Raw genomic sequence first — 17,995 nt, forward strand, 5'->3', positions numbered from 1 at the left:
GTGCAACCCATGACATCGGGCGTGGAGCGCGTGGAGCTGACGGGGCAACTGCTGGTGGCCACGCCCAATCTGCGTGACCCCAACTTCGAGCGCAGCGTCGTGCTCGTGCTCGGCCACGAGAACTCCGGCGCGCTCGGTGTCGTCCTCAACCGAGCGACCGGCACCGCCGTACGCGAAGTCCTGCCCGGCTGGGAGACCATGGCCCCCGAACCGGCGGTCCTGTTCGAAGGCGGTCCCGTCCAGCCGGACTCCGCGATCTGCGTGGCCCGGGCCCGCCACGGCGTCGCCGGCTTCCTCGGCTTCAGCCGGGTCGTCGGCCAGATCGGCACGGTCGACCTGTCGCGAGATCCGGCCGGCATGCGCGAACGCATCGAGACCGTACGCGTCTTCGCCGGCTACAGCGGCTGGTCCCCCGGCCAGCTGGAAGCGGAGATCGACAGCGGCTCCTGGCACGTCTGCCACTCGCTGCCCTCCGACGCGTTCTCCGCCCGGCCCGACGACCTCTGGGCGATGGTCTGGCGGCGCCAGGGCGGCCTGCTGTCGGCGATCGCCCACTACCCGTCCGACCCGTCGCTGAACTGAGCGTCCGTCCTGGTGGGGATCGTCCCTCTTGCCGGATGTGACGGGAGTGACAGGACCGCGAGCGATATGGATTTGGCGGGGCCGACGCCCTGGGGTAACCTTTAGAAGCCGACGCGGGGTGGAGCAGCTCGGTAGCTCGCTGGGCTCATAACCCAGAGGTCGCAGGTTCAAATCCTGTCCCCGCTACAAAGTGAAGAAGTCTTCGGACAAGCGCCACCCCGAACCATTGGTTCGGGGTGTTTTGCTGTCTGGCCCTCGGCTCTCGTCATGGATTTCCGCGGCGCCCCGCAGATGCGGAATCCAGCGCCTGCAAACGCGGAAAACAATCTCTGCAGATGCGGAAAATACGCGATCTTCAAGCGCGAGGATGGGCTGGTCATCGCGCTCAAAGTGAAGCCGATATCCGGATCCGCCATGGGGCTCCCACTGGATTCGCGGTGGGAGGGGCAGCCAGGCTAGACTGATGAAGCCGACGCGGGGTGGAGCAGCTCGGTAGCTCGCTGGGCTCATAACCCAGAGGTCGCAGGTTCAAATCCTGTCCCCGCTACAAAGTGAAAGCGTCTTCGGACAACATCACCCCGGACCAGATGGTCCGGGGTGATCTGCATTCCGGACCAGGCGCGGCCGGTAGGCGAACCTCATGGCTAGGGCGTCGTCCAGGCACGGGCACTCGCGATCCACTTCCGTAGGGAACTGCCCGACGGCAGGATCGGATCGAGGAAGTCGCTTGCCGCTCGCACGACCTCGCCGAAATCCGCCGGGAGCCGGTCGTCGACGCGGGTCTTGCGTCGCCATGCCGCCCATCGGTTCTGCGCGAGCGCTGCGTAACCGTCGAGCACCTCGGCCAGCGGAATGAGGCGGACGTCGCGGTATTCGGCGACCGTCTCGACGGCTGTCCGCAGATCTCGACCGTCGACGTCATGGCGGCGGGTCAGCAGGTAGACGTCCGCGTAGTCGCGCCATCTGGTGTTCGCCGTGCCGCGCTGGACGGCGGTCACGAGCTTCTCGGCCAGGACCATGGGCAACGGATAGCCGATCAGTGTGATCTCGCCTTCGAGCAGCCGCGGCAACGTGACGGCAGTGGGCGCGGGCCGGATCGGATCCCCGACGCTGACATCGACATGCAGGCTCAGACGGGCCGCGGACAGCTGGCCGGTGAGGCTCACGCGTACGCCGGTGTAGTCGTCCTCGTCGCGGATGGTCTCCGCGATCGCTTCATCGGCGTCGAAGGCCAGGCCGTCGTCCAGGTCCATCGCCGCCACCTGGCGGATGATGCCGAGCACATGCCCGGTGTCGTTGGGCAGGTTCTGGCCTTGCAGATCGACGTCACGGGTCGGCCGCCGGGTGTCGTAGGCGGCCAGCAGCACGCCGCCTTTGAGAACGAGCTTCTCGGCGTACGGCGAGTCCGCCAGCCGGGCGAGGAAGCCCTCCAGGGCGTACAGCTGATGCAGTTCGTCGGTGGGGCGGGTCGTGCGGCGAGCGAGATTTTGGAGATCCAGGTAGGCGCGTCCGCCGGTGGTCGCGCGTGTGGGGCGGACAGTCACAACAAGATCTCCAGCGCGGCGTGTAGTGGTCGTTCGGCTCGGGGGAAGCGGCGGGCCATGGCGAGCAGCCGGGCAGGAGAGCTGCCTCTGCGGCGTAGCCAGCGTCGGAGCGCGTCGTTGCCCAACTCCGGGCCTTCGAGGTGGCGTAGGCGGAAGGCGTCGATGATGCTGCGTTCGGGCCCGTAGATTCCGATGCCGACGTCATCGTCGAGTGGTTCGATGTCGCGGCCGATCTCGAAGGTGGCCGAATCGAAGGATCTCCAGGAAACGGGGGCGATCGTGGACGGGTGGCGCTGACCGCGCGGCAGGGCGACGTCGATGGACGCTGGAATGGCGTCGGTCAGCTGGTGCCGGGCCAGGGCGGTGGTGAGGCACAGAGTCGCGGCGGGCGCTCTGAGCACGACCTCCACGAGGTCGATGTTCGCTGGATCGAGGTCGTGGCGCCGATACATACCTCGGGCGATCGACTCGATGAAGCCCTTGTCGCGCAACCAATACAGCTCACGTTCGGGGACGCCGAGCGCCCGCGCCTGGCTATATGTGAACACGGCCGGCAGTTCGCGGAGCACCCTGGCGGGCCGGAGGCCGTCAGCACCAGAACTCACGTAGGAAATTGTATACACACTACGGCTATGTGTAAGCGATACCCCACGACGCGGCCGCGCGGTGGACTCAAGCCTGGATTCGCCATGCGGGTCATGGACTGGGTATGCGTACCGGTGGGGGTTAGGCTCACGGCTGATTTGCCGGTTTTGCGAGCTTTCGGGGGGCCTGATGAAATCCAGCCGTGCCGACACCCATCTGCGGCGGTACCGCCGGCTCGGCGTCGCCGCCGTTCTGCTCGCCACGGCCGGGTCCGCTTTCGGGTGCACCTCCGGGTCGACCGACGCGTTCCTGGCCACCACCGCGCCGACTGCCTCGGCCGAGCCGCCGAACGTCCAGGCCGGCATCCCGCTGCCGGAGGACGCCGTCAACAAGGCCGTGGCCAAGCTCGACGGCATCGTTGACGATGTCATGAAGAGGTCCGGGATCCCCGGCGCCGCCGTCGCCGTCGTGCACGGCGACAAGGTCGTGTACGCGAAGGGCTTCGGCGTACGCGACGTCGGCACGGGCGCGAAGGTGGATCCCGACACGGTCTTCCAGGTCGCCTCGGTCTCGAAGTCGGTGTCGGCGACGGTCGTCGCGGCGGCGGCCACGAAGGGTGTCGCCTCGTGGGACATGCCTCTGGCGGAGGCGATGCCGGGCTTCAAGCTGGCCGACCCGTGGGTCTCGGGGCATGTGACCGTCGGCGACGCGTTCTCGCACCGGACCGGGCTTCCGCCGGCGGCCGGGGACAAGCTGGAGGATCTGGGCTACGACCGGCAGTACATTCTCGATCATCTGCACCTGCACAAGCTGAGCCCGTTCCGGATCAGTTACGCGTACGCGAACTACGGCCTGACCGCGGGAGCGGAGGCGGTGGCGCGCAAGTCCGGGATGGCGTGGGCCGATCTGGCGGCGGACGCGGTCTACAAGCCGCTCGGCATGACGTCGACCAGTTCCTGGTACAACGACTTCGTGAAGCGTACGGACAAGGCGACGCTGCACCAGAAGATCGACGGCAGGTTCGTGCCCGGCCTGGTACGCGATCCGGATCAGCAGGACCCGGCGGGCGGGGTCAGCTCGTCGGTGAACGACATGGCGAAATGGCTGCGGATGGTGCTCGGCGACGGGACCTTCGAGGGTAGGAAGATCTACGATCCGGCGGACTTCCAGCCGGCGATCACGGCGCAGATCGTGTCCGGCAAGCCGCGGCAGATGGACGCGCGGGCGGGTTTCTACGGGTACGGGTTCAACGTGACCACGTCGCAGTCGGGGCGTACCGGGTTCAATCATTCGGGGGCGTTCGTCTCCGGCGGGGCCACGAACATCTCGGTGCTGCCGTCCGCCGACGTCGGGATCGTGACGCTGACCAACGCGTGGCCGATCGGCGTACCGGAGGCGGTCAACGACAGCTTCACCGATCTCGTGCAGTTCGGCGAGGTCAAGTTCGACTACCTGGACCTCGTCGGCAAGGCGATCGCGCCGCTGATCGAGCCGGTCGGATCGCTGGTCGGCAAGCCCGCGCCCACGAACCCGGCCGCCGCGAAGCCGCTCGCGGAGTACGCCGGGACGTACGCGAACGACTACTACGGCGCCGCGAAGATCAGTGAGCAGAAGGGCGCGCTCGTGCTGACGCTGGGGCTGGGCAAGAACTTCCCGCTGAAGCACTGGGACGGGGACACGTTCGCGTTCGACCTCGACACCGAGAACGCTCCACCGGGGTCGGTCTCGAAGGCGACGTTCAGCGGCAACCGCCTCAACCTCGAATACTTCGACGACCAGGGCATGGGCACGTTCACGCGATGAGCGGGCCGCTACCGACGTATTCGGCGGCGAACACCCGGGCCGCCGCCGAATTCCGTTCGAGCTGATCCCACCGCGATCTGCCCAGGGCGTCCTCGTAGTCGGAGCCCGCGGGGTGCAGCATGCGCAGGAAGCGGTCGGAGAACTCGTGGGCGCGCCACACCAGCGGCAGGCGGCTGTCGCTGTAACCCCGCAACCGGCTCTCGTCGCCGTCCCGGTAGTACGCGGTCATCGCCCCGGCCAGGTGGGCCGCATCGGCGATCGCGAGGTTCATCCCCTTCGCGCCGACCGGAGTCAGCGGGTGCGCGCTGTCCCCGGCCAGGAACAGGCGGCCGTACTGCATCGGCTCGGTCACCGCACTGCGCATCGCGAGCATGCCCTTGTCCAGGATCGGGCCCGGCCGGGGCGCGGGCGCCCCGCCCGTCGACAGCCGCTCCCCCAGTTCCTTCCACACCCGGTCGTCCGGCCAGTCCGCCACTGCGGACTCCGGCGGGCAGGCGAGGTAGAAGCGGCTGACTTTCGGCGTACGCGGCATCTGCCCGGCGAAGCCGTTGTCGTGCAAGGCGTACACGACCTGGTCGGCGTCCGGCGGGACCTCGGCCAGGAGGGTGAGCCAGTTGAACGGATACCGCACGGCCACGGTACGCGGGCCCGCCGGCACCGCCGTACGCGTGACCCCGCGCCACCCGTCGCAGCCGGCGACCAGGTCGCAGGCGATGTCGACCGGCGGTCCCTGATCGGCCCGGCAGGTCACCTTCGGGCGGTCGCCGTCCAGGCCCGTGACGCCGGTGATCGCGTACTCGAAAAGGATCTTTCCGCCCTCGGCGAGGAGCGTGGCGATCAGGTCGGCCACCAGGAGGTGCTGGGGGTAGACGGTGTGCGCGAAGCCGCCGGCGAGCTCGCCGTAGGGCAGGCAGAACCGGCGGTCCGGCAGTCGGAACTCGCAGCGGGCATGGCTCATCCCCTGGTCGAGGCCGGGCGCGACCCCCTGTTCCCGCAGGTACGCGACGACCCGGTGCTCCAGGAACCCGGCCCGGGCCTGCTGTTCGAGGTACGCGCGCGGCCGGCGCTCGACGACGGTGCAGTCGATGCCGGCCCGGCCGAGGGCGATGGCCAGGACGAGGCCGGCGGGCCCCGCCCCGGCGACGCAGACCTGGGTGGACAGCGCGGTCACAGCGGCCGGTCGGCGTAGGAGAGCCGGCGGGCCAGCAGGACGCCGTCCGCGATGGGCAGCATGACCCGCTCGACCCGGGGATCCGCCAGGGCGTGCCGGTTGAACGCGGCGACCGCGGCCGGTTTGGGCGCCGGATCGGCGTCGAGGACCTCGCCGTTGAACAGGGTGTTGTCGACGATGATCAGGCCGCCCGGGACCATGCGGGGCACGAGCTCCTCCCAGTACGCGATGTAGCCCGGCTTGTCGGCGTCGATGAACGCGAGGTCCACGTGCGGGACGGAAGGCAGCGCCCGCAACGAGTCCAGGGCGGGCCCGACCCGCAGGCTGATCCGGTCGTCGACCCCGGCCCGCTCCCAGTACGCCCGCGCGACGGCGGCGTAATCGGCGGACAGCTCGCAGGTGGTGAGCGTGCCGCCGAGGGGCAGCCCGCGGGCCAGGCACAGGCTGGAATAGCCGGTGAACGTCCCGACCTCGACCACGGCCCGGGCCTGGAGCAGGCGGACGAGCAGGGTCAGCAGGGCGCCCTGCTCCGGCGCGACCATCATGTGCGCCTGCCCCGGAATCAGCGTACGCGTCTGCGCCGCCAGATCGTCGAGCAGCGGATCGGGGGTCAGGCAGTGCGAGAGCACATAGGAGTGCAGCTCGGGCGTCAGAACGGTGTTCTTGACCGGGACGGTCTGGGTTATCACAGAACCTCTCGACGTTGCCCGCCAAGGCCGGGCAGGCTGGTCAGGCTGGGCGGCGTGGTCAGGCTGGGCGGCGTGGCCGGCCAGGACGCGTACGCGCGGGCCACGGCGGCGGCGTCCACGGGATGCCGTTGGACGAGATCACTGAAATCGCCGGGGCAGTTCAGCTCCCATCGGGTCGGCCCGTCCACCGCGGCGAGTCCGTCCCGGACGTAGTACAGAACGGTGCTGCCACGCGGGCCGTCGTGCGGGGTGTAGCCGCCGCCCTCCCAGATCAGGCCGGCCTCGGTGCCCAGCGCCGCCATCAGCTGCTCCACGACCGGCCGCTGCGGATCGACGAGCTGGAGCGCGACGTGGTCCTCGTAGCCGTAGGCGCGCTCGGCCCGGCTCATCGGCGTCTCCGCGACCGACGGCTGCGGGAACAGGAAAGCCTCCACCGCCGGGTACGCGCGACCGCGTTCCTCCACGTAGAGCCGCGTCACCCACATTTCGCAGTCCCCGTACGCGAGCCCATGGCGGACGGCCAGCCGGTGACGGACGACGACGCTGGGCGTGGCGGGCTGGGCGGGCAGGCCGCATTCGGTGAAGTACCGCAGCGCGGCGTCCATGGAGACCGGAAAGAGCAGGACCGCGCAGTGCGCGAAGACGCAGTGCTCGTCCACCAGCCGGGCCGCTCGGGCCGTGTCCGCCCGCCGGGGCAGGAGCGCGCCGGGCGGCTCGGAGAGCGCGTGCCTGGCCTTGTCGACCGTACGCCGCAACCGATGCAGGTCGGCCAGCGCGAAGGTCTCCTCGTCGTTGAGGAGCAATGTGATCATCCCCCGTAGAATGAGCGCACAATGTGGCGCCTGGCCGAGCCGGCGTCAGGCCGGCCGATCCAGGCGCGTTTGATCGATGAGTACTGTTGCGTATACCTCGCCGAAGTGCACCGATGCAGTGATCTTGCAGGTATGCGCGGAGCCTATCAGCGCCGGGCCGCACTGATCGCATGTGGACGACCGCGTGTCGTGCGGCGCCACGGAGCGCGGCGCGGCGCTACGCGGGCCGCCCGAGGAGGAGCCGGCCGAACAGCTCCATCGCCTCGTCGAGCACCTCGTCCTCCTTCGTCAGCAGCAGGTCGAGGAGCAGCCCCCGGGTGACCGCCAGCGACAGCCGCGCCGCCGCCCGCGCGTCCCCGGGGCCGACGACCCGGCCCAGCAGTTCGACCAGCGGCGCTTCCCACGCGCCGATCACCGCCGCGCGGAACGACTCCGTCCACTCCCGACCGTGCAGCGCGTGCGCGTAGATCTCGAAGAACAGCCGCTCCGCCGGGGCCAGTCCCGGCTCCTTCAGCTGCCGCCAGTACGCGGTCGCGCCCGCCCGCAGTTCGTCGCCTTCCCCGGCCGTCAGCGCGGCGAGCGCGGCGCGCTGGGTCGCCTCGATCCGCCCGACGACCGCGGCGAGCAGGCCGTCCCGGGAGCCGAAGTGGTAGTTGAGCATCCGGTGGCTGGTGCCGGCGGCCGCGGCGATCTCCCGCAGCGAGAGATCGCCGAAGCCCTGGGCGTGCAGGACCTCGATGCACCGGTCCAGGAGCGCCTCCCGGGCGGCGGTCACAGTCCCTCGCCGGCCGGGCGGGGCACGCCGGCGGATTCGACCGCGGCCGCCCCGGCCGAGGAAGCCGGGGAAGCCGATGATGCGGGGGATGCCGGGGAAGCGGGGGAAGCTGCTTCGGAAGCCGCTCGCAGGCCGGCTGCTTCCAGCTGAAGGAAGCGCCGGGTCTTCGCGCCCGTGAGCGCGCCCACGACCACCCCCAGCGCTCCCGTCTGCTCCAGTTCGAGGGTGATCCTCGTGCCCCCGTCCGGATTGGCGGTCAGCACGTGCCGCCCACGCGTACGCACGCCGGGCGATCGGGTGGACCAGGTGAACTCGGAGCCCTCGCGCAGTTCGTCGACCTCCCAGACGAGCGTGGGGAAACCGGGCTGCTTGATCCTCGCCCGGCTGCCGACCCGCAAGGGGCCGCTGTCGAGCCGTTCGACCGTCGTCATCGAGGCCGTCCAGCGCGGCCAGGTGCCGACATCGACCAGTGCCTCCCACGCCGTACGCGGATCGGCGTGGGTGTCGGTAGACGCAGTGAGCCTCATGTACCGAACGGTACACCCATGTGTACCGTTCGGTACAGCCCTACGCCTTCGAGCAGGCCACGCCGTCGATCGTGCAACCGGTGACGCCGCCGCTGCCGATGCCGAGCAGCGAGCCGCCCGAGAACGTCAGCGAGAACGCCGTGTCGCTGCCCGCGCCCAGCTCGCCCACGCGGGGGGTGACCGTCACGGTCCCACCGTCCTTCTTGGCCGAGACCGAACTGGAGAACGAGTCCAGGTTGGCCCCGGACGGCACGGTCAGCACCAGCTTCCAGTCGGGCCGGGCCTGCGTACCTCGGTTGTGGATGGTGACCGTCACGGCCACCGTGTAGCCGAGCAGGCCCGTCGACGACTGCGTCGCGTACTCGGCGGTGAGGGCGGGCTGGCCTTCCGGCGTACCGGGGGTGGCTTCCGCCGAACCGGCAGGCGAAGGAGCGGCGCTCCCGCTGGTCTGGGTCGCGGGGTCGCCACTGGTACCCGGGTTCGCCGATCCCGACGGCTGCACGCCACCCCCGAGCGAACCGCTCGCGCCCGGCGTGGGCGACTGCAGCGCGGGCTGGTCACCGAACCCCGCCACACCGGTCGCGGCCGGCGAGGTCGCCGTCCCGGGTGGAGCGTCGTGGTGCACCGGCCTGGTCAGCCACAGCCAGCCCACCGTCACCACGGCCATCGCCACGGTCACCGCGATCGCCACGACGCGTACGCGTTCCTGGGCACCGAAAGCACCCGGACGCCGGCGGCGGTCGCCGTGCTCGGGCGGGGTGGTGGACTCGTCGATCGGGCCGCCCACGGGCTCGAGCCCGACCCCCGCGGAGACGCCGGGGTCGCTCAGCGCCCAGGGGTCCGAGGGGTCGCGCAGATCCGAGGGGTGTACCGGCGACGCGGCCGACGGCAGCTCGTTGTCCATGTGATGCTCGCCGGCGTTCGCCCGGCCCGCGGGCATCAGCTCCGGACCGCGCTGCCGCGGAATCTCCCGCTGAGCGAGGCGGTCCAGCTCGCGGGGCAGCCGGTCCTCGAACATCTCGGCGTACGCGCGGCGCAGCTCCCGTCGCCGCACCGTCCCGTTCACGCCCAGGAAGCCGCTCTGGGCGACGTGCAGGCGGCAGCCGGCGCCGGTGCGCTCGAGTTCCCAGACGACCTGGGCGTGCAGCTGATCGCCGGTCCACCGCATCGCCAGCCGCTCGACCGGGATGACTTCATCGACCTCGATGTCGAAGGGGCCCGTGAACCCCGGCGTGCCGGCCGGGTACGCCTGGTGCCGCCCGCCGGTCCGCGCGACCAGATCGGTCGACATGAACCAGCCCGCGAGCACGTCGGGATCGGTCAGCGCGCGCCACACGCGCTCCGGCGGGTGGGGCAGATCGACATCGAGGACAATCTCGCTCACGGGCAGGACGATATCGCGAACCCTGGGTGACCGCCGCCCTCAGTTCAGCTGCCTCACCTGGTCGAACAGCTGAAAGTCTGGCCGTTGACCACGACACTGTCGGGAATCTTGCTCGTGCCGACCACGATGCCGCCGATGTCCACCTGCCGGCCGGCGCTCAGCTGGCGATCGCCGGCCAGCACGAACCGGTCCGCCGCGTTCACGCTGGAGCTGGAGTTCCATACCTGGATGAGGGTCACCCGGCGGTCGAAGGCGAAGGCCGCCGTGACGGCGATCGGTGCGGTGCCGCCGTTGGTGATCTCGGCGTTCACCTTGACATACCCGGTACGCCCGTCGGACCAGCCCTGGTTCGCGCAGCCGACGGTGATCATGCCTGCTCCGGTCGACGGCGACCCGCCCGGCGCACTCGGCGCGGCGGCAGCGGTCGTCGTGGCCGACGGGGTGGCCGACGGCGAGGCCGACCTGCTCCTGATCGGATGGGCCGAGGGCGACAGGGAGTCCGATGGCGACGGTGCGGGCTCGTCGCTGGGCTCGTCGGTCGGCTGCATGCTCACAGACACGTTGATCTCGCCCGGCTTGCCGGAGCTCCAGGGGAACACGAGCGGGTTGTCCTTGGACCCGCCGCCCGCGAGCGCCCACGCGCCCACCGACAGGACCAGGGTCAGGGCGATCGCGCCGGCCGTGATGAGCAGCGGGCTCGCGCTGCGGCGGTTCCACCGGCTCGACGAGACCACTGCCGGCATGACGTCCGTCGAGGCCGTGTTCGGACCGAAGGGTTCATCATCGCGGCGATGCCTGGCCACCCGACTGTTCCTCCCCAAACTCGCGACCACGCCGGGGGTTCGGCGGGCGAACATGAGCGAGTCGCACGATACCGCCCCGCGGGGGTAAGCGGCGTGGGCCGGTCGGGTACTAGTCCATCCCCTTGTTGCGGCGGCCCAGCGCGCGGTGGATCTCCTTGTTGGCGTCGCGCTCGGCCATGTCCTGCCGCTTGTCGTACGACTTCTTGCCGCGGGCCAGGCCCAGCTCGACCTTTGCCCAGCCGTCGGAGAAGTACAGCGACAGCGGCACCAGGGTCAGGCCCGACTCGTGCAGCTTGCCGATCAGCTTGTCGAGTTCGCCGCGGTTGAGCAGCAGCTTGCGCGTACGCCGGGGCTCATGGTTGGTCCACGTGCCCTGCGTGTACTCGGGGATGTGCAGCTGGTGCAGGTACAGCTCGCCGTCGCGCTCCTGGGCGAACGCGTCCACCAGCGACGCCCGGCCCATCCGCAGCGACTTGACCTCGGTGCCGGTCAGCACCATGCCGGCCTCGACCGTCTCCAGGATGGCGTAGTCGTGGCGCGCCTTGCGGTTGGACGCGACCACCTTGCGGCCCTTTTCGCGCGGCATGACTCACCCTCCTTCGTCGGTCGTGGGAGCCGGGCAAGTCTACCCGCCGCACAAGATCGCGCCCAACGGGTTTGGCCCCGACCGCGCCCCGACCGCGTCCCGGTCGCGCCCTAGCAGAGGCAGGACGGCAGGTACGGCAGCGGATTGACGGGGTCCCCGTCGAAGCGCACCTCGAAGTGCAGGTGGTCGCCCGTCGACGCGCCCGTCGTCCCGACCCGTCCGATGAGCTGCCCCTGGCGTACGCGCTGCCCGACGTCGACGAGGATGCGGGACTGGTGGCCGTAGCAGGTGCTCATCGTCCGGCCCCGATACAGCCCGTGCCGGACGCACGTGTAGTTGCCGTAACCGCCGGCCCAACCCGCGTACGTGACCGTTCCGGCGGCGGCGGCGTAGATCGGCGTACCTTCGTCGGCCGCGAGATCGACGCCGGCGTGCAGCTGCCAGACGTGGTAGTAGGGGTCGTAACGCATGCCGAAGTCGCTGCTCTTCCAGCCCGCGACCGGTGTCAGCAGCCGCGCCCCGGGCTGCAGGACCGGGGCCGGCGTGGCCGCGTGCGCCCGCTCCCAGGCCCGCAGGTCCGCCGCGATCCGCTCGGACTCGGCCTTCTGCTCGTTGTACTGTTGGAGCACTGCCGCCCGCTGCGCGTCAGCCGCGGCGGCCGCCGCCTTCTGGTCGGTCACCAGCTGGGCCAGGGCGCTCACCGCCGCGGTGGCCTCGTCCTGCGCCGCCTGGGCGTCGGCGAGTCGCTCCCGCGCCGCGGCCTGCGCGTCGACGGCCCGGCGCCGCGCCAGCTCGGCGGAGTTCGCAGCGGCCTGGGCGGCTAGCCGCGCCGCGCGCGCCCGGTCGATCGCGGACCGCTCCGTCTCGGTGATCCGCTGCAGGTAGCCGATCCGCTGCACCATGTCGCCGGGGTCGCGTACCTCCAGCAGCATGTTGAACTCCGCGACGGCACTTCCCGTGTACGCGGCGACCGCGAACGAGCTGAGCCGGCCGCGGGCCGCGGCGACCTGGTCGTTGCGCTGCGCGACGGTGTTCTCGGCCTCGTGCTGCGCCAGGGTCGCCGAGTCGGCGGTACGCCGGGCGGTGTCGGCCTGTACGCCCGCCGCGACCACCGCTCCCTGAGCCTGGGCGACGCGATCCTGAGCGGCGGGCAGCCGGGCGGCGGTGGCCTGATAGCGGGCGACCGCGTCCGCTGCCTTCTTGGTGGCCCCGTCGAGAGCGGCTCCAGCCTGCTTGAGCTGCGCTTGCGCCCGCTTGTAGTCGTCGTGCGGGTCGTCGGGCCGGCTGATCGCCGACAGCCTGCCGCCGGCGAGGCCACCCGATCCTGCGGCGGCCGGCGCGGGCACCAGGGCGACGGCGAGGAGAAGCGGGCCCAACAAACCGACGAGGCGGTGCATATCGGCAGCTTACCGACATGCACCGCCTGTACGGCTGAAATGCCCCAAAGGGGATTACTTCTTGATGTACGCCCGGAGCGTCACCCAACCGGTGATCGAGCTGATCAGACCGCCGATGAGGGCGATGATGGGCAGCATCAGCAGGACCCGGCCCCAGCTGAGCGGGGTGAGGATCTGGTTGAGGTCGCTGAGCGAGCCGTCCATGAGGAAGACCTTGCCGGCGACCAGGGCCAGGAAGGCCAGCACCGATCCGAGCAGGGCGGCGAACACGGCCTCGAGCACGAACGGCGCCTGGATGAACCAGTTCGACGCGCCGACCAGCTTCATGACCGCGACCTCACGCCGCTTGCTGTACGCCGCGACCTGGATCGTGTTCGCGACGAGCAGCAGGGCGGCGATACCCATCGCCACCGAGACGATGAGGGCCATGCTCTGCACCGACCCGATGATGCTGAAGATCTTCTCCAGCAGCTTCTTCTGGTCGACCACCTGTTTGATGCCGGCGATGGGTTTGGTGTCACCGGCCGCCGTGGTCGCGGTGGTGGTGCCGGTGCCTCCGCTCGGTGAGGCGCTCGGATCCGCCGACGGTGACGCCGCGGTGCCGTCGTCGGTGGTCGCGGTGGTGTCGAGGCCGGCCGCCTTCTCCAGCGCCGTCTTGAAGGCGGTCGACTGGTTCGGGTCCTTCAGCGTGACGCGGAAGGACTCCGGCAGCGAGTCGGGGCCGATCGACTTCACCAGGTCGGGAAGGTCGCGGAACTGCTGCTTGAAGCGCTCGTACGCCTGTTCCTTGCTCTCCCAGAAGACCTTCTGGACGGCGGGGTCCGTCTCCAGCCGGGTCTTCAGGTCCGCGCGCTGCTGGTCGGAGATGTCGCTGGTGAGGAAGACGGAGACCTGGACCTTGTCGTAGTACCAGTCCTTCATGTCGCCCACCTGCAGGTAGAGCATGAGGCTGGCACCCAGCATCGTCAACGAGACCGCCATCGTGATGATCATGGCGATCGTCATCGTGACGTTGCGCCACAGGCCGACGAAGACCTCGGTCAGGACGTATTTGGCACGCATCGGGAGTTCCTCCGGAGGAAGGGGGCTTCAGATCAGTCGGGTACGGGTCGGCCCGGCGGGGTACGCCGGCTCAGCCGTAGACGCCACGCGCCTGGTCCCGGACGATCCGGCCGCCTTCGATCTCGATCACGCGGCGGCGCATCTGGTTCACGATGTTGGAGTCATGGGTGACCATGACGACGGTCGTGCCGGTCCGGTTGATCCGGTCCAGCAGCCGCATGATCTCGATGGAGGTGTCGGGGTCGAGGTTTCCGGTCGGCTCGTCGGCCAGCAGGATCAGCGGCCGGTTGACGAACGCGCGGGCGACGGCCACACGCTGCTGCTCGCCACCGGACAGCTCGTGGGGGTAGCGGTGCTCCTTGCCGCCCAGACCGACCAGCTCCAGGACCTCCGGGACGACCCGGCGCGCCACGGCCTTCGACTTGCCGATGACCTCGAGCGCGAACGCGACGTTCTCGTACGCGGTGCGGTTGGGCAGCAGCCGGAAGTCCTGGAACACGCAGCCGATGGTGCGGCGGAACTTGGAGATGCTCCAGCCGCGGATGGAGGTGACGTCCTTGTTGTTGACGACGACCTTGCCCCGGTTGGGCGCCATCTCGTGCAGCAACAGCTTGATGATCGACGACTTGCCGGAGCCGGACGGACCGATGAAGAAGACGAACTCCCCCTTCTCGATCGAGACCGACACGTCGTCCAGCGAGGGTCGGGACGCCTTCGGATAGGTCTTGGTCACATGCTCTAGGCGAATCACGACCGGGAGTCTAGCCGGTTCTTCTCGACGTGCACCGTCCAAGTCCGGTGCGGCGGGGCCTGGGCTTCACTCTTTCGCACGGTAAGAACTGGCCGTTCGGCTGACCGTGTGCTCTGCGCCTCAGATCGCTTACCGACCGTGGTGGCCGGCGGCTTCGCGGCCACCACCCGGCCCGGCCGATCAGTCCTCGTCGGGCGCCAGCTGACGCTGCTTGCGCCAGCGGATGCCGGCGTCGACGAACTGGTCGAGCTCGCCGTCGAAGACCGCGGACGGGTTGCCGCTCTCCTGCTCCGTACGCAGGTCCTTGACCAGCTGGTAGGGGTGCAGGACGTAGTTGCGCATTTGGTCGCCCCAGGAGCCGGCCGCGTCGGCCTTCAGGCCCTCCAGCTTCGCCTGCTCCTCCTGCCGCTTGCGCTCCAGCAGCCGGGCCTGGAGTACGCGCAGCGCGGACGCCTTGTTCTGCAGCTGCGACTTCTCGTTCTGGCAGGTCACGACGATGCCAGTGGGGATGTGCGTGATGCGTACGGCGGAGTCGGTGGTGTTGACGGACTGCCCGCCCGGCCCGGACGACCGGTAGACGTCGACCCGCATCTCGTTCTCGGGGATCTCGATGTGGTCGGTCTGCTCCACGACCGGGAGCACCTCGACGCCCGCGAAGGAGGTCTGACGACGGCCCTGGTTGTCAAACGGGCTGATGCGAACGAGGCGGTGCGTACCAGCCTCGACACTCAGCGTGCCGTACGCGTAGGGCGACTTCACAGCGAAAGTGGCAGACTTCAGGCCTGCCTCCTCGGCGTAGGACGTGTCGTAGACCTCGGTCGGGAAGCCGTGCCGCTCGGCCCAGCGCAGGTACATGCGCAGGAGCATCTCGGCGAAGTCGGCGGCGTCGACCCCGCCGGCGCCGGCCCGGATGTTGACCAGGGCCTCCCGGGAGTCGTACTCGCCGGACAGGAGGGTCCGGACCTCGACGTCCTCGATCGCCTTGGCCAGGCCGGTCAGCTCGGTGCCGACCTCCGCCAGCGAGGCCGGGTCGCCCTCTGCCTCGGCCAGCTCCAGCAGGACCTGGGCGTCGTCGAGCCGGGAGCGCAGCTTCTCCAGCTTGCTGATCTCCCCGCCGACGTAGGACAGCTTGGACGTCACCACCTGCGCATGGGCCTGGTCGTCCCACAGGTCCGGCGCGGACGCCTGCTCCTCCAGATCCGCCTTCTCCCGGCGCAGCCGGTCGAGGTCGAGCACCGTCTCGACGTTGCGCAGCGTGGCATCGAGGTGTTTGAACTGGTCGGCGTAATCAGCGGCGGTCACGTCCATAAAGACTACGCGGATACCGCCGGGCGGAACGGCGTGGGCGGCCGGTCCTCGAAAGGGAACCGGCCGCCCAGGCGGTTAACCGTATTTACTTAGTCAAACGGGTGCGAGATGTGACGCCGTGTGCCCCCGGCGCCCTCGCGGGTGGTACAGACCCGGATGACCGGCTCGGCCCTACTTGGCCGGTGCGGTCTTCAGCCAGGCGAGAGCGGCCTTGTGGTAGGAGACGGCGAAGTCGAGCGCCGCGGCGCCGTAGTCGTCCCCCTCCTTCTTGGCTTCCTTCGCCTGTTCGCGAGCGGTCACGAGTGCCTCGTTGTGGTACTCGTTCGCCCGGGCGACCAGGTCCTTGAGCTGACCCGCGCCGTGCTGCGCACCGAACGCGACCCGCAGGGCCGTGGGGTTGCGCACCAGGTCGCGGCCGGGCGCCTCGCCCAGCCATCGGCTGAACGCGCGCTTTCCGGCGGCGGTGATCGCGTACGGCTGGCTCGCCCGGGGTCCGGGCTTGCCCAGCTTGACGTAGCCAAGCTCGGCGAGCGCGGGCAGCTCGCGGTAGACCTGGCTGCGAGTCATCGACCAGTACGCCCCGAGGCGCCGGTCCGCAGCGGCCATGAGCTGGCCGCCTGTCATGGGTCCTTCATGCAGCAAGCCGAGAACGGCTGCCGCGGTTGCGTTGATTCCTGCTTCCGCCATGCCTCTACGCTGCCACTTTGTCGGTCCTCTGTCCACTATTTCCGCTCATTCCACTGTGCACTGTCTTGCGGAGACAGTCCAGGGCGGACCAGACGGTCGGAGGATAACGACGAGTAGCTGTCCGGTTTATCCTCTTGACGGCTTCCTCCTGCTCGTTTACCCTCCGATTTTAGTTAGTCAGTTTGCCTAACAGTCCCGATCCACTACGATCACCAAGCGGGTACGCCAGCCCGGCGTCCACCACGAGCGAGGGGGCCGCGCATGCTGCGCCACCAGGCGCGGACGCCGTCCGCAGGCCGTTTGGCCGGTTCGTCCAAACTGTTGCGCGCCATGAACGAGAGCGCGACCCTCGCCCACCTGCTCGACCGCGGCACGCTGACGCGGGGAGACCTGCGCGAGCTGACCGGTTTGTCCAAACCCACCACATCCGACGTCCTACGCCGACTGACCGACGCCGGACTGGCCATCGTGGTCGGGCACACCCGCGGCGGGCCGGGGCCGAACGCCGAGATCTACGCGGCCAATCCCGCGGCGGCGTACGCGGTGGCGGTGTCGGTCCGGGAGACGACCGACCTGCACCGGCCCGAGCTGACCGCCGCGCTGGTGGATCTGGCCGGCACCGTCCACGCCCGCCGGCAGGAACCTGTCGACCTGTCCAAGACCGACCCGCTGGGCGTCATCGCGGGCATGGTCGAGCGGCTGGCCGACGAGGCAGGCCTGGAGCGGGGGAAGGTGTCGCATGTACACCTCGGCGTCCCCGGCTCGTACGACGCGGGCGCCGGTGTCATCCGGCATATCGACGTCGCCGGCTTCGCCCGGCCCGGCCTGGTCGAGGGGCTGGCCGAGCGGCTGGACGCCTCGGTGGAGGTCGAGAACGACGTCAACCTGGCGGCCATCGCGGAGCGCAGCCGGGGCGTCGCGGCCGAGGGCGGCAGCTTCGCGCTCGTCTGGTTCGGCGAGGGCCTCGGCCTGGCCATCGACCTCGGCGGCTCGCTGCTGCGCGGCGCCCGGGGCGGGGCCGGCGAGATCGGCTACGTCCCCGTCGGCCGCGCCGGCGAGGGCCCGCGGGACCTGCAGGAGCTCGTCGGCGGCCCGGCCGTCGTGGAGCTCGCCGCCGGCTTCGGCCTGACGAAGGGCGCGGCCGCGGCGAGCCCCGGCGAGGTCGTGGCGGCCGCCGTCGCGTCGTCGGCCAAGACCGCGGCGGCCTTCCTGGACGAGCTCGCCGCCCGGGTCGCGCAGTGCGTCGCGGCCGTGGCCGGCGTGCTCGACCCACCCCTGATCGTGCTGGCGGGCGAGGTCGCCCAGGCCGGCAGCGAGGAGCTGGCGCAGCGCGTACGCGCGGCCATCTCCGCCACCACCCCGCTCGACATCACGATCGCGGTCACCGGCATCACCGATGACGCGGTCCTGCTCGGCGCGCTCGATGCCGGGCTGCGCACAGTGCGCGACAGCTTGATCAACGCACTGCGCACCAACGTGCCGGCCGCCTAAGGCCGCCACACCCCCCGCATCCCACCGGAGAAACACCA

General features: G+C 70.1%; 18 protein-coding genes and 2 tRNA genes. 5 read left to right on the forward strand and 15 right to left on the reverse strand.

Translation table 11 applies throughout. The features are described 5' to 3' along the window. The first annotated feature begins 9 nt into the window (after positions 1-9). The 3 genes from G401_RS0130615 to G401_RS0130625 all read left to right on the forward strand — a co-directional run bounded on the left by G401_RS0130615 (position 10) and on the right by G401_RS0130625 (position 1,129). Entirely contained in the window at positions 10-582 is a 573-nt protein-coding gene (locus G401_RS0130615; RefSeq protein ID WP_027345487.1) for a YqgE/AlgH family protein, read from the forward strand. A 112-nt stretch (positions 583-694) separates the two neighbouring features. Further along, positions 695-768 (forward strand) — tRNA-Met (locus G401_RS0130620). A gap of 287 nt (positions 769-1,055) precedes the next feature. After that, positions 1,056-1,129: transfer RNA gene (locus G401_RS0130625), tRNA-Met, on the forward strand. A gap of 97 nt (positions 1,130-1,226) precedes the next feature. Here the strand turns inward: G401_RS0130625 and G401_RS0130630 are convergent. After that, positions 1,227-2,126, reverse strand: a complete 900-nt coding sequence (locus tag G401_RS0130630) for a nucleotidyl transferase AbiEii/AbiGii toxin family protein (protein ID WP_027345488.1) — start codon at positions 2,124-2,126, stop codon at positions 1,227-1,229. Further along, positions 2,123-2,731: a type IV toxin-antitoxin system AbiEi family antitoxin domain-containing protein gene (locus tag G401_RS0130635; protein WP_245601895.1), complete on the reverse strand. Its 609-nt coding sequence runs from the start codon at positions 2,729-2,731 to the stop codon at positions 2,123-2,125. The genes G401_RS0130630 and G401_RS0130635 overlap by 4 nt, the downstream gene beginning before the upstream one ends. 169 nt (positions 2,732-2,900) lie before the next feature. Between G401_RS0130635 and G401_RS0130640 the strand changes: the two genes are divergently transcribed. Further along, positions 2,901-4,514 carry a serine hydrolase gene (locus G401_RS0130640; protein WP_157546591.1) on the forward strand — a complete coding sequence of 538 codons (1,614 nt, stop codon included), beginning with the start codon at positions 2,901-2,903 and terminating at the stop codon, positions 4,512-4,514. On the opposite strand, the gene G401_RS49545 is transcribed toward G401_RS0130640, so the two are convergent. From G401_RS49545 to G401_RS0130710, 13 genes are all read right to left on the reverse strand, one after another. Then, positions 4,504-5,685, reverse strand: a complete 1,182-nt coding sequence (locus G401_RS49545; protein WP_051367377.1) for a 4-hydroxybenzoate 3-monooxygenase — start codon at positions 5,683-5,685, stop codon at positions 4,504-4,506. The two genes, G401_RS0130640 and G401_RS49545, sit on opposite strands and share 11 nt — an antisense overlap. Next, positions 5,682-6,374 carry an O-methyltransferase gene (locus G401_RS0130650; RefSeq protein WP_407636958.1) on the reverse strand — a complete coding sequence of 231 codons (693 nt, stop codon included), beginning with the start codon at positions 6,372-6,374 and terminating at the stop codon, positions 5,682-5,684. Before G401_RS0130650 ends, G401_RS49545 begins: the two co-directional genes overlap by 4 nt. After that, positions 6,371-7,186: a hypothetical protein gene (locus G401_RS0130655; protein ID WP_157546593.1), complete on the reverse strand. Its 816-nt coding sequence runs from the start codon at positions 7,184-7,186 to the stop codon at positions 6,371-6,373. Before G401_RS0130655 ends, G401_RS0130650 begins: the two co-directional genes overlap by 4 nt. Positions 7,187-7,403: 217 nt before the next feature. After that, on the reverse strand, positions 7,404-7,961 hold the full coding sequence (locus G401_RS0130660; RefSeq protein ID WP_027345493.1) for a TetR/AcrR family transcriptional regulator: 558 nt from the start codon (positions 7,959-7,961) through the stop codon (positions 7,404-7,406). Further along, a complete protein-coding gene (locus tag G401_RS49550) occupies positions 7,958-8,488 on the reverse strand; it encodes an SRPBCC family protein (protein ID WP_064741893.1) in 531 nt (176 codons plus the stop codon). Before G401_RS49550 ends, G401_RS0130660 begins: the two co-directional genes overlap by 4 nt. A 40-nt stretch (positions 8,489-8,528) precedes the next feature. Next, on the reverse strand, positions 8,529-9,872 hold the full coding sequence (locus G401_RS53550) for an SRPBCC domain-containing protein (RefSeq protein ID WP_051367378.1): 1,344 nt from the start codon (positions 9,870-9,872) through the stop codon (positions 8,529-8,531). A gap of 53 nt (positions 9,873-9,925) precedes the next feature. Continuing rightward, entirely contained in the window at positions 9,926-10,675 is a 750-nt protein-coding gene (locus tag G401_RS56275; protein WP_211240888.1) for a hypothetical protein, read from the reverse strand. 109 nt (positions 10,676-10,784) lie between these two features. Then, a complete protein-coding gene (smpB, locus tag G401_RS0130685) occupies positions 10,785-11,261 on the reverse strand; it encodes an SsrA-binding protein SmpB (RefSeq protein ID WP_027345496.1) in 477 nt (158 codons plus the stop codon). Between the two features lie 110 nt (positions 11,262-11,371). Beyond that, on the reverse strand, positions 11,372-12,658 hold the full coding sequence (locus G401_RS0130690; protein WP_027345497.1) for a peptidoglycan DD-metalloendopeptidase family protein: 1,287 nt from the start codon (positions 12,656-12,658) through the stop codon (positions 11,372-11,374). A 54-nt stretch (positions 12,659-12,712) separates the two neighbouring features. Next, complete coding sequence (locus tag G401_RS56280; RefSeq protein WP_027345498.1) at positions 12,713-13,720, reverse strand: permease-like cell division protein FtsX; 1,008 nt, start codon at positions 13,718-13,720, stop codon at positions 12,713-12,715. 70 nt (positions 13,721-13,790) lie between these two features. Then, a complete protein-coding gene (gene ftsE, locus G401_RS0130700; protein ID WP_027345499.1) occupies positions 13,791-14,471 on the reverse strand; it encodes a cell division ATP-binding protein FtsE in 681 nt (226 codons plus the stop codon). Between the two features lie 180 nt (positions 14,472-14,651). Next, a complete protein-coding gene (gene prfB, locus G401_RS0130705) occupies positions 14,652-15,773 on the reverse strand; it encodes a peptide chain release factor 2 (RefSeq protein ID WP_027345500.1) in 1,122 nt (373 codons plus the stop codon). A gap of 177 nt (positions 15,774-15,950) precedes the next feature. Continuing rightward, entirely contained in the window at positions 15,951-16,466 is a 516-nt protein-coding gene (locus tag G401_RS0130710; protein ID WP_027345501.1) for a helix-turn-helix transcriptional regulator, read from the reverse strand. A gap of 330 nt (positions 16,467-16,796) precedes the next feature. Between G401_RS0130710 and G401_RS49560 the strand changes: the two genes are divergently transcribed. Then, positions 16,797-17,957 carry an ROK family transcriptional regulator gene (locus G401_RS49560; RefSeq protein ID WP_245601896.1) on the forward strand — a complete coding sequence of 387 codons (1,161 nt, stop codon included), beginning with the start codon at positions 16,797-16,799 and terminating at the stop codon, positions 17,955-17,957. Positions 17,958-17,995: the final 38 nt, after the last annotated feature.

Origin of the sequence: Hamadaea tsunoensis DSM 44101, assembly GCF_000428945.1 — a bacterium.
In the GTDB taxonomy this organism is placed as follows: Bacteria; Actinomycetota; Actinomycetes; order Mycobacteriales; family Micromonosporaceae; genus Hamadaea; species Hamadaea tsunoensis.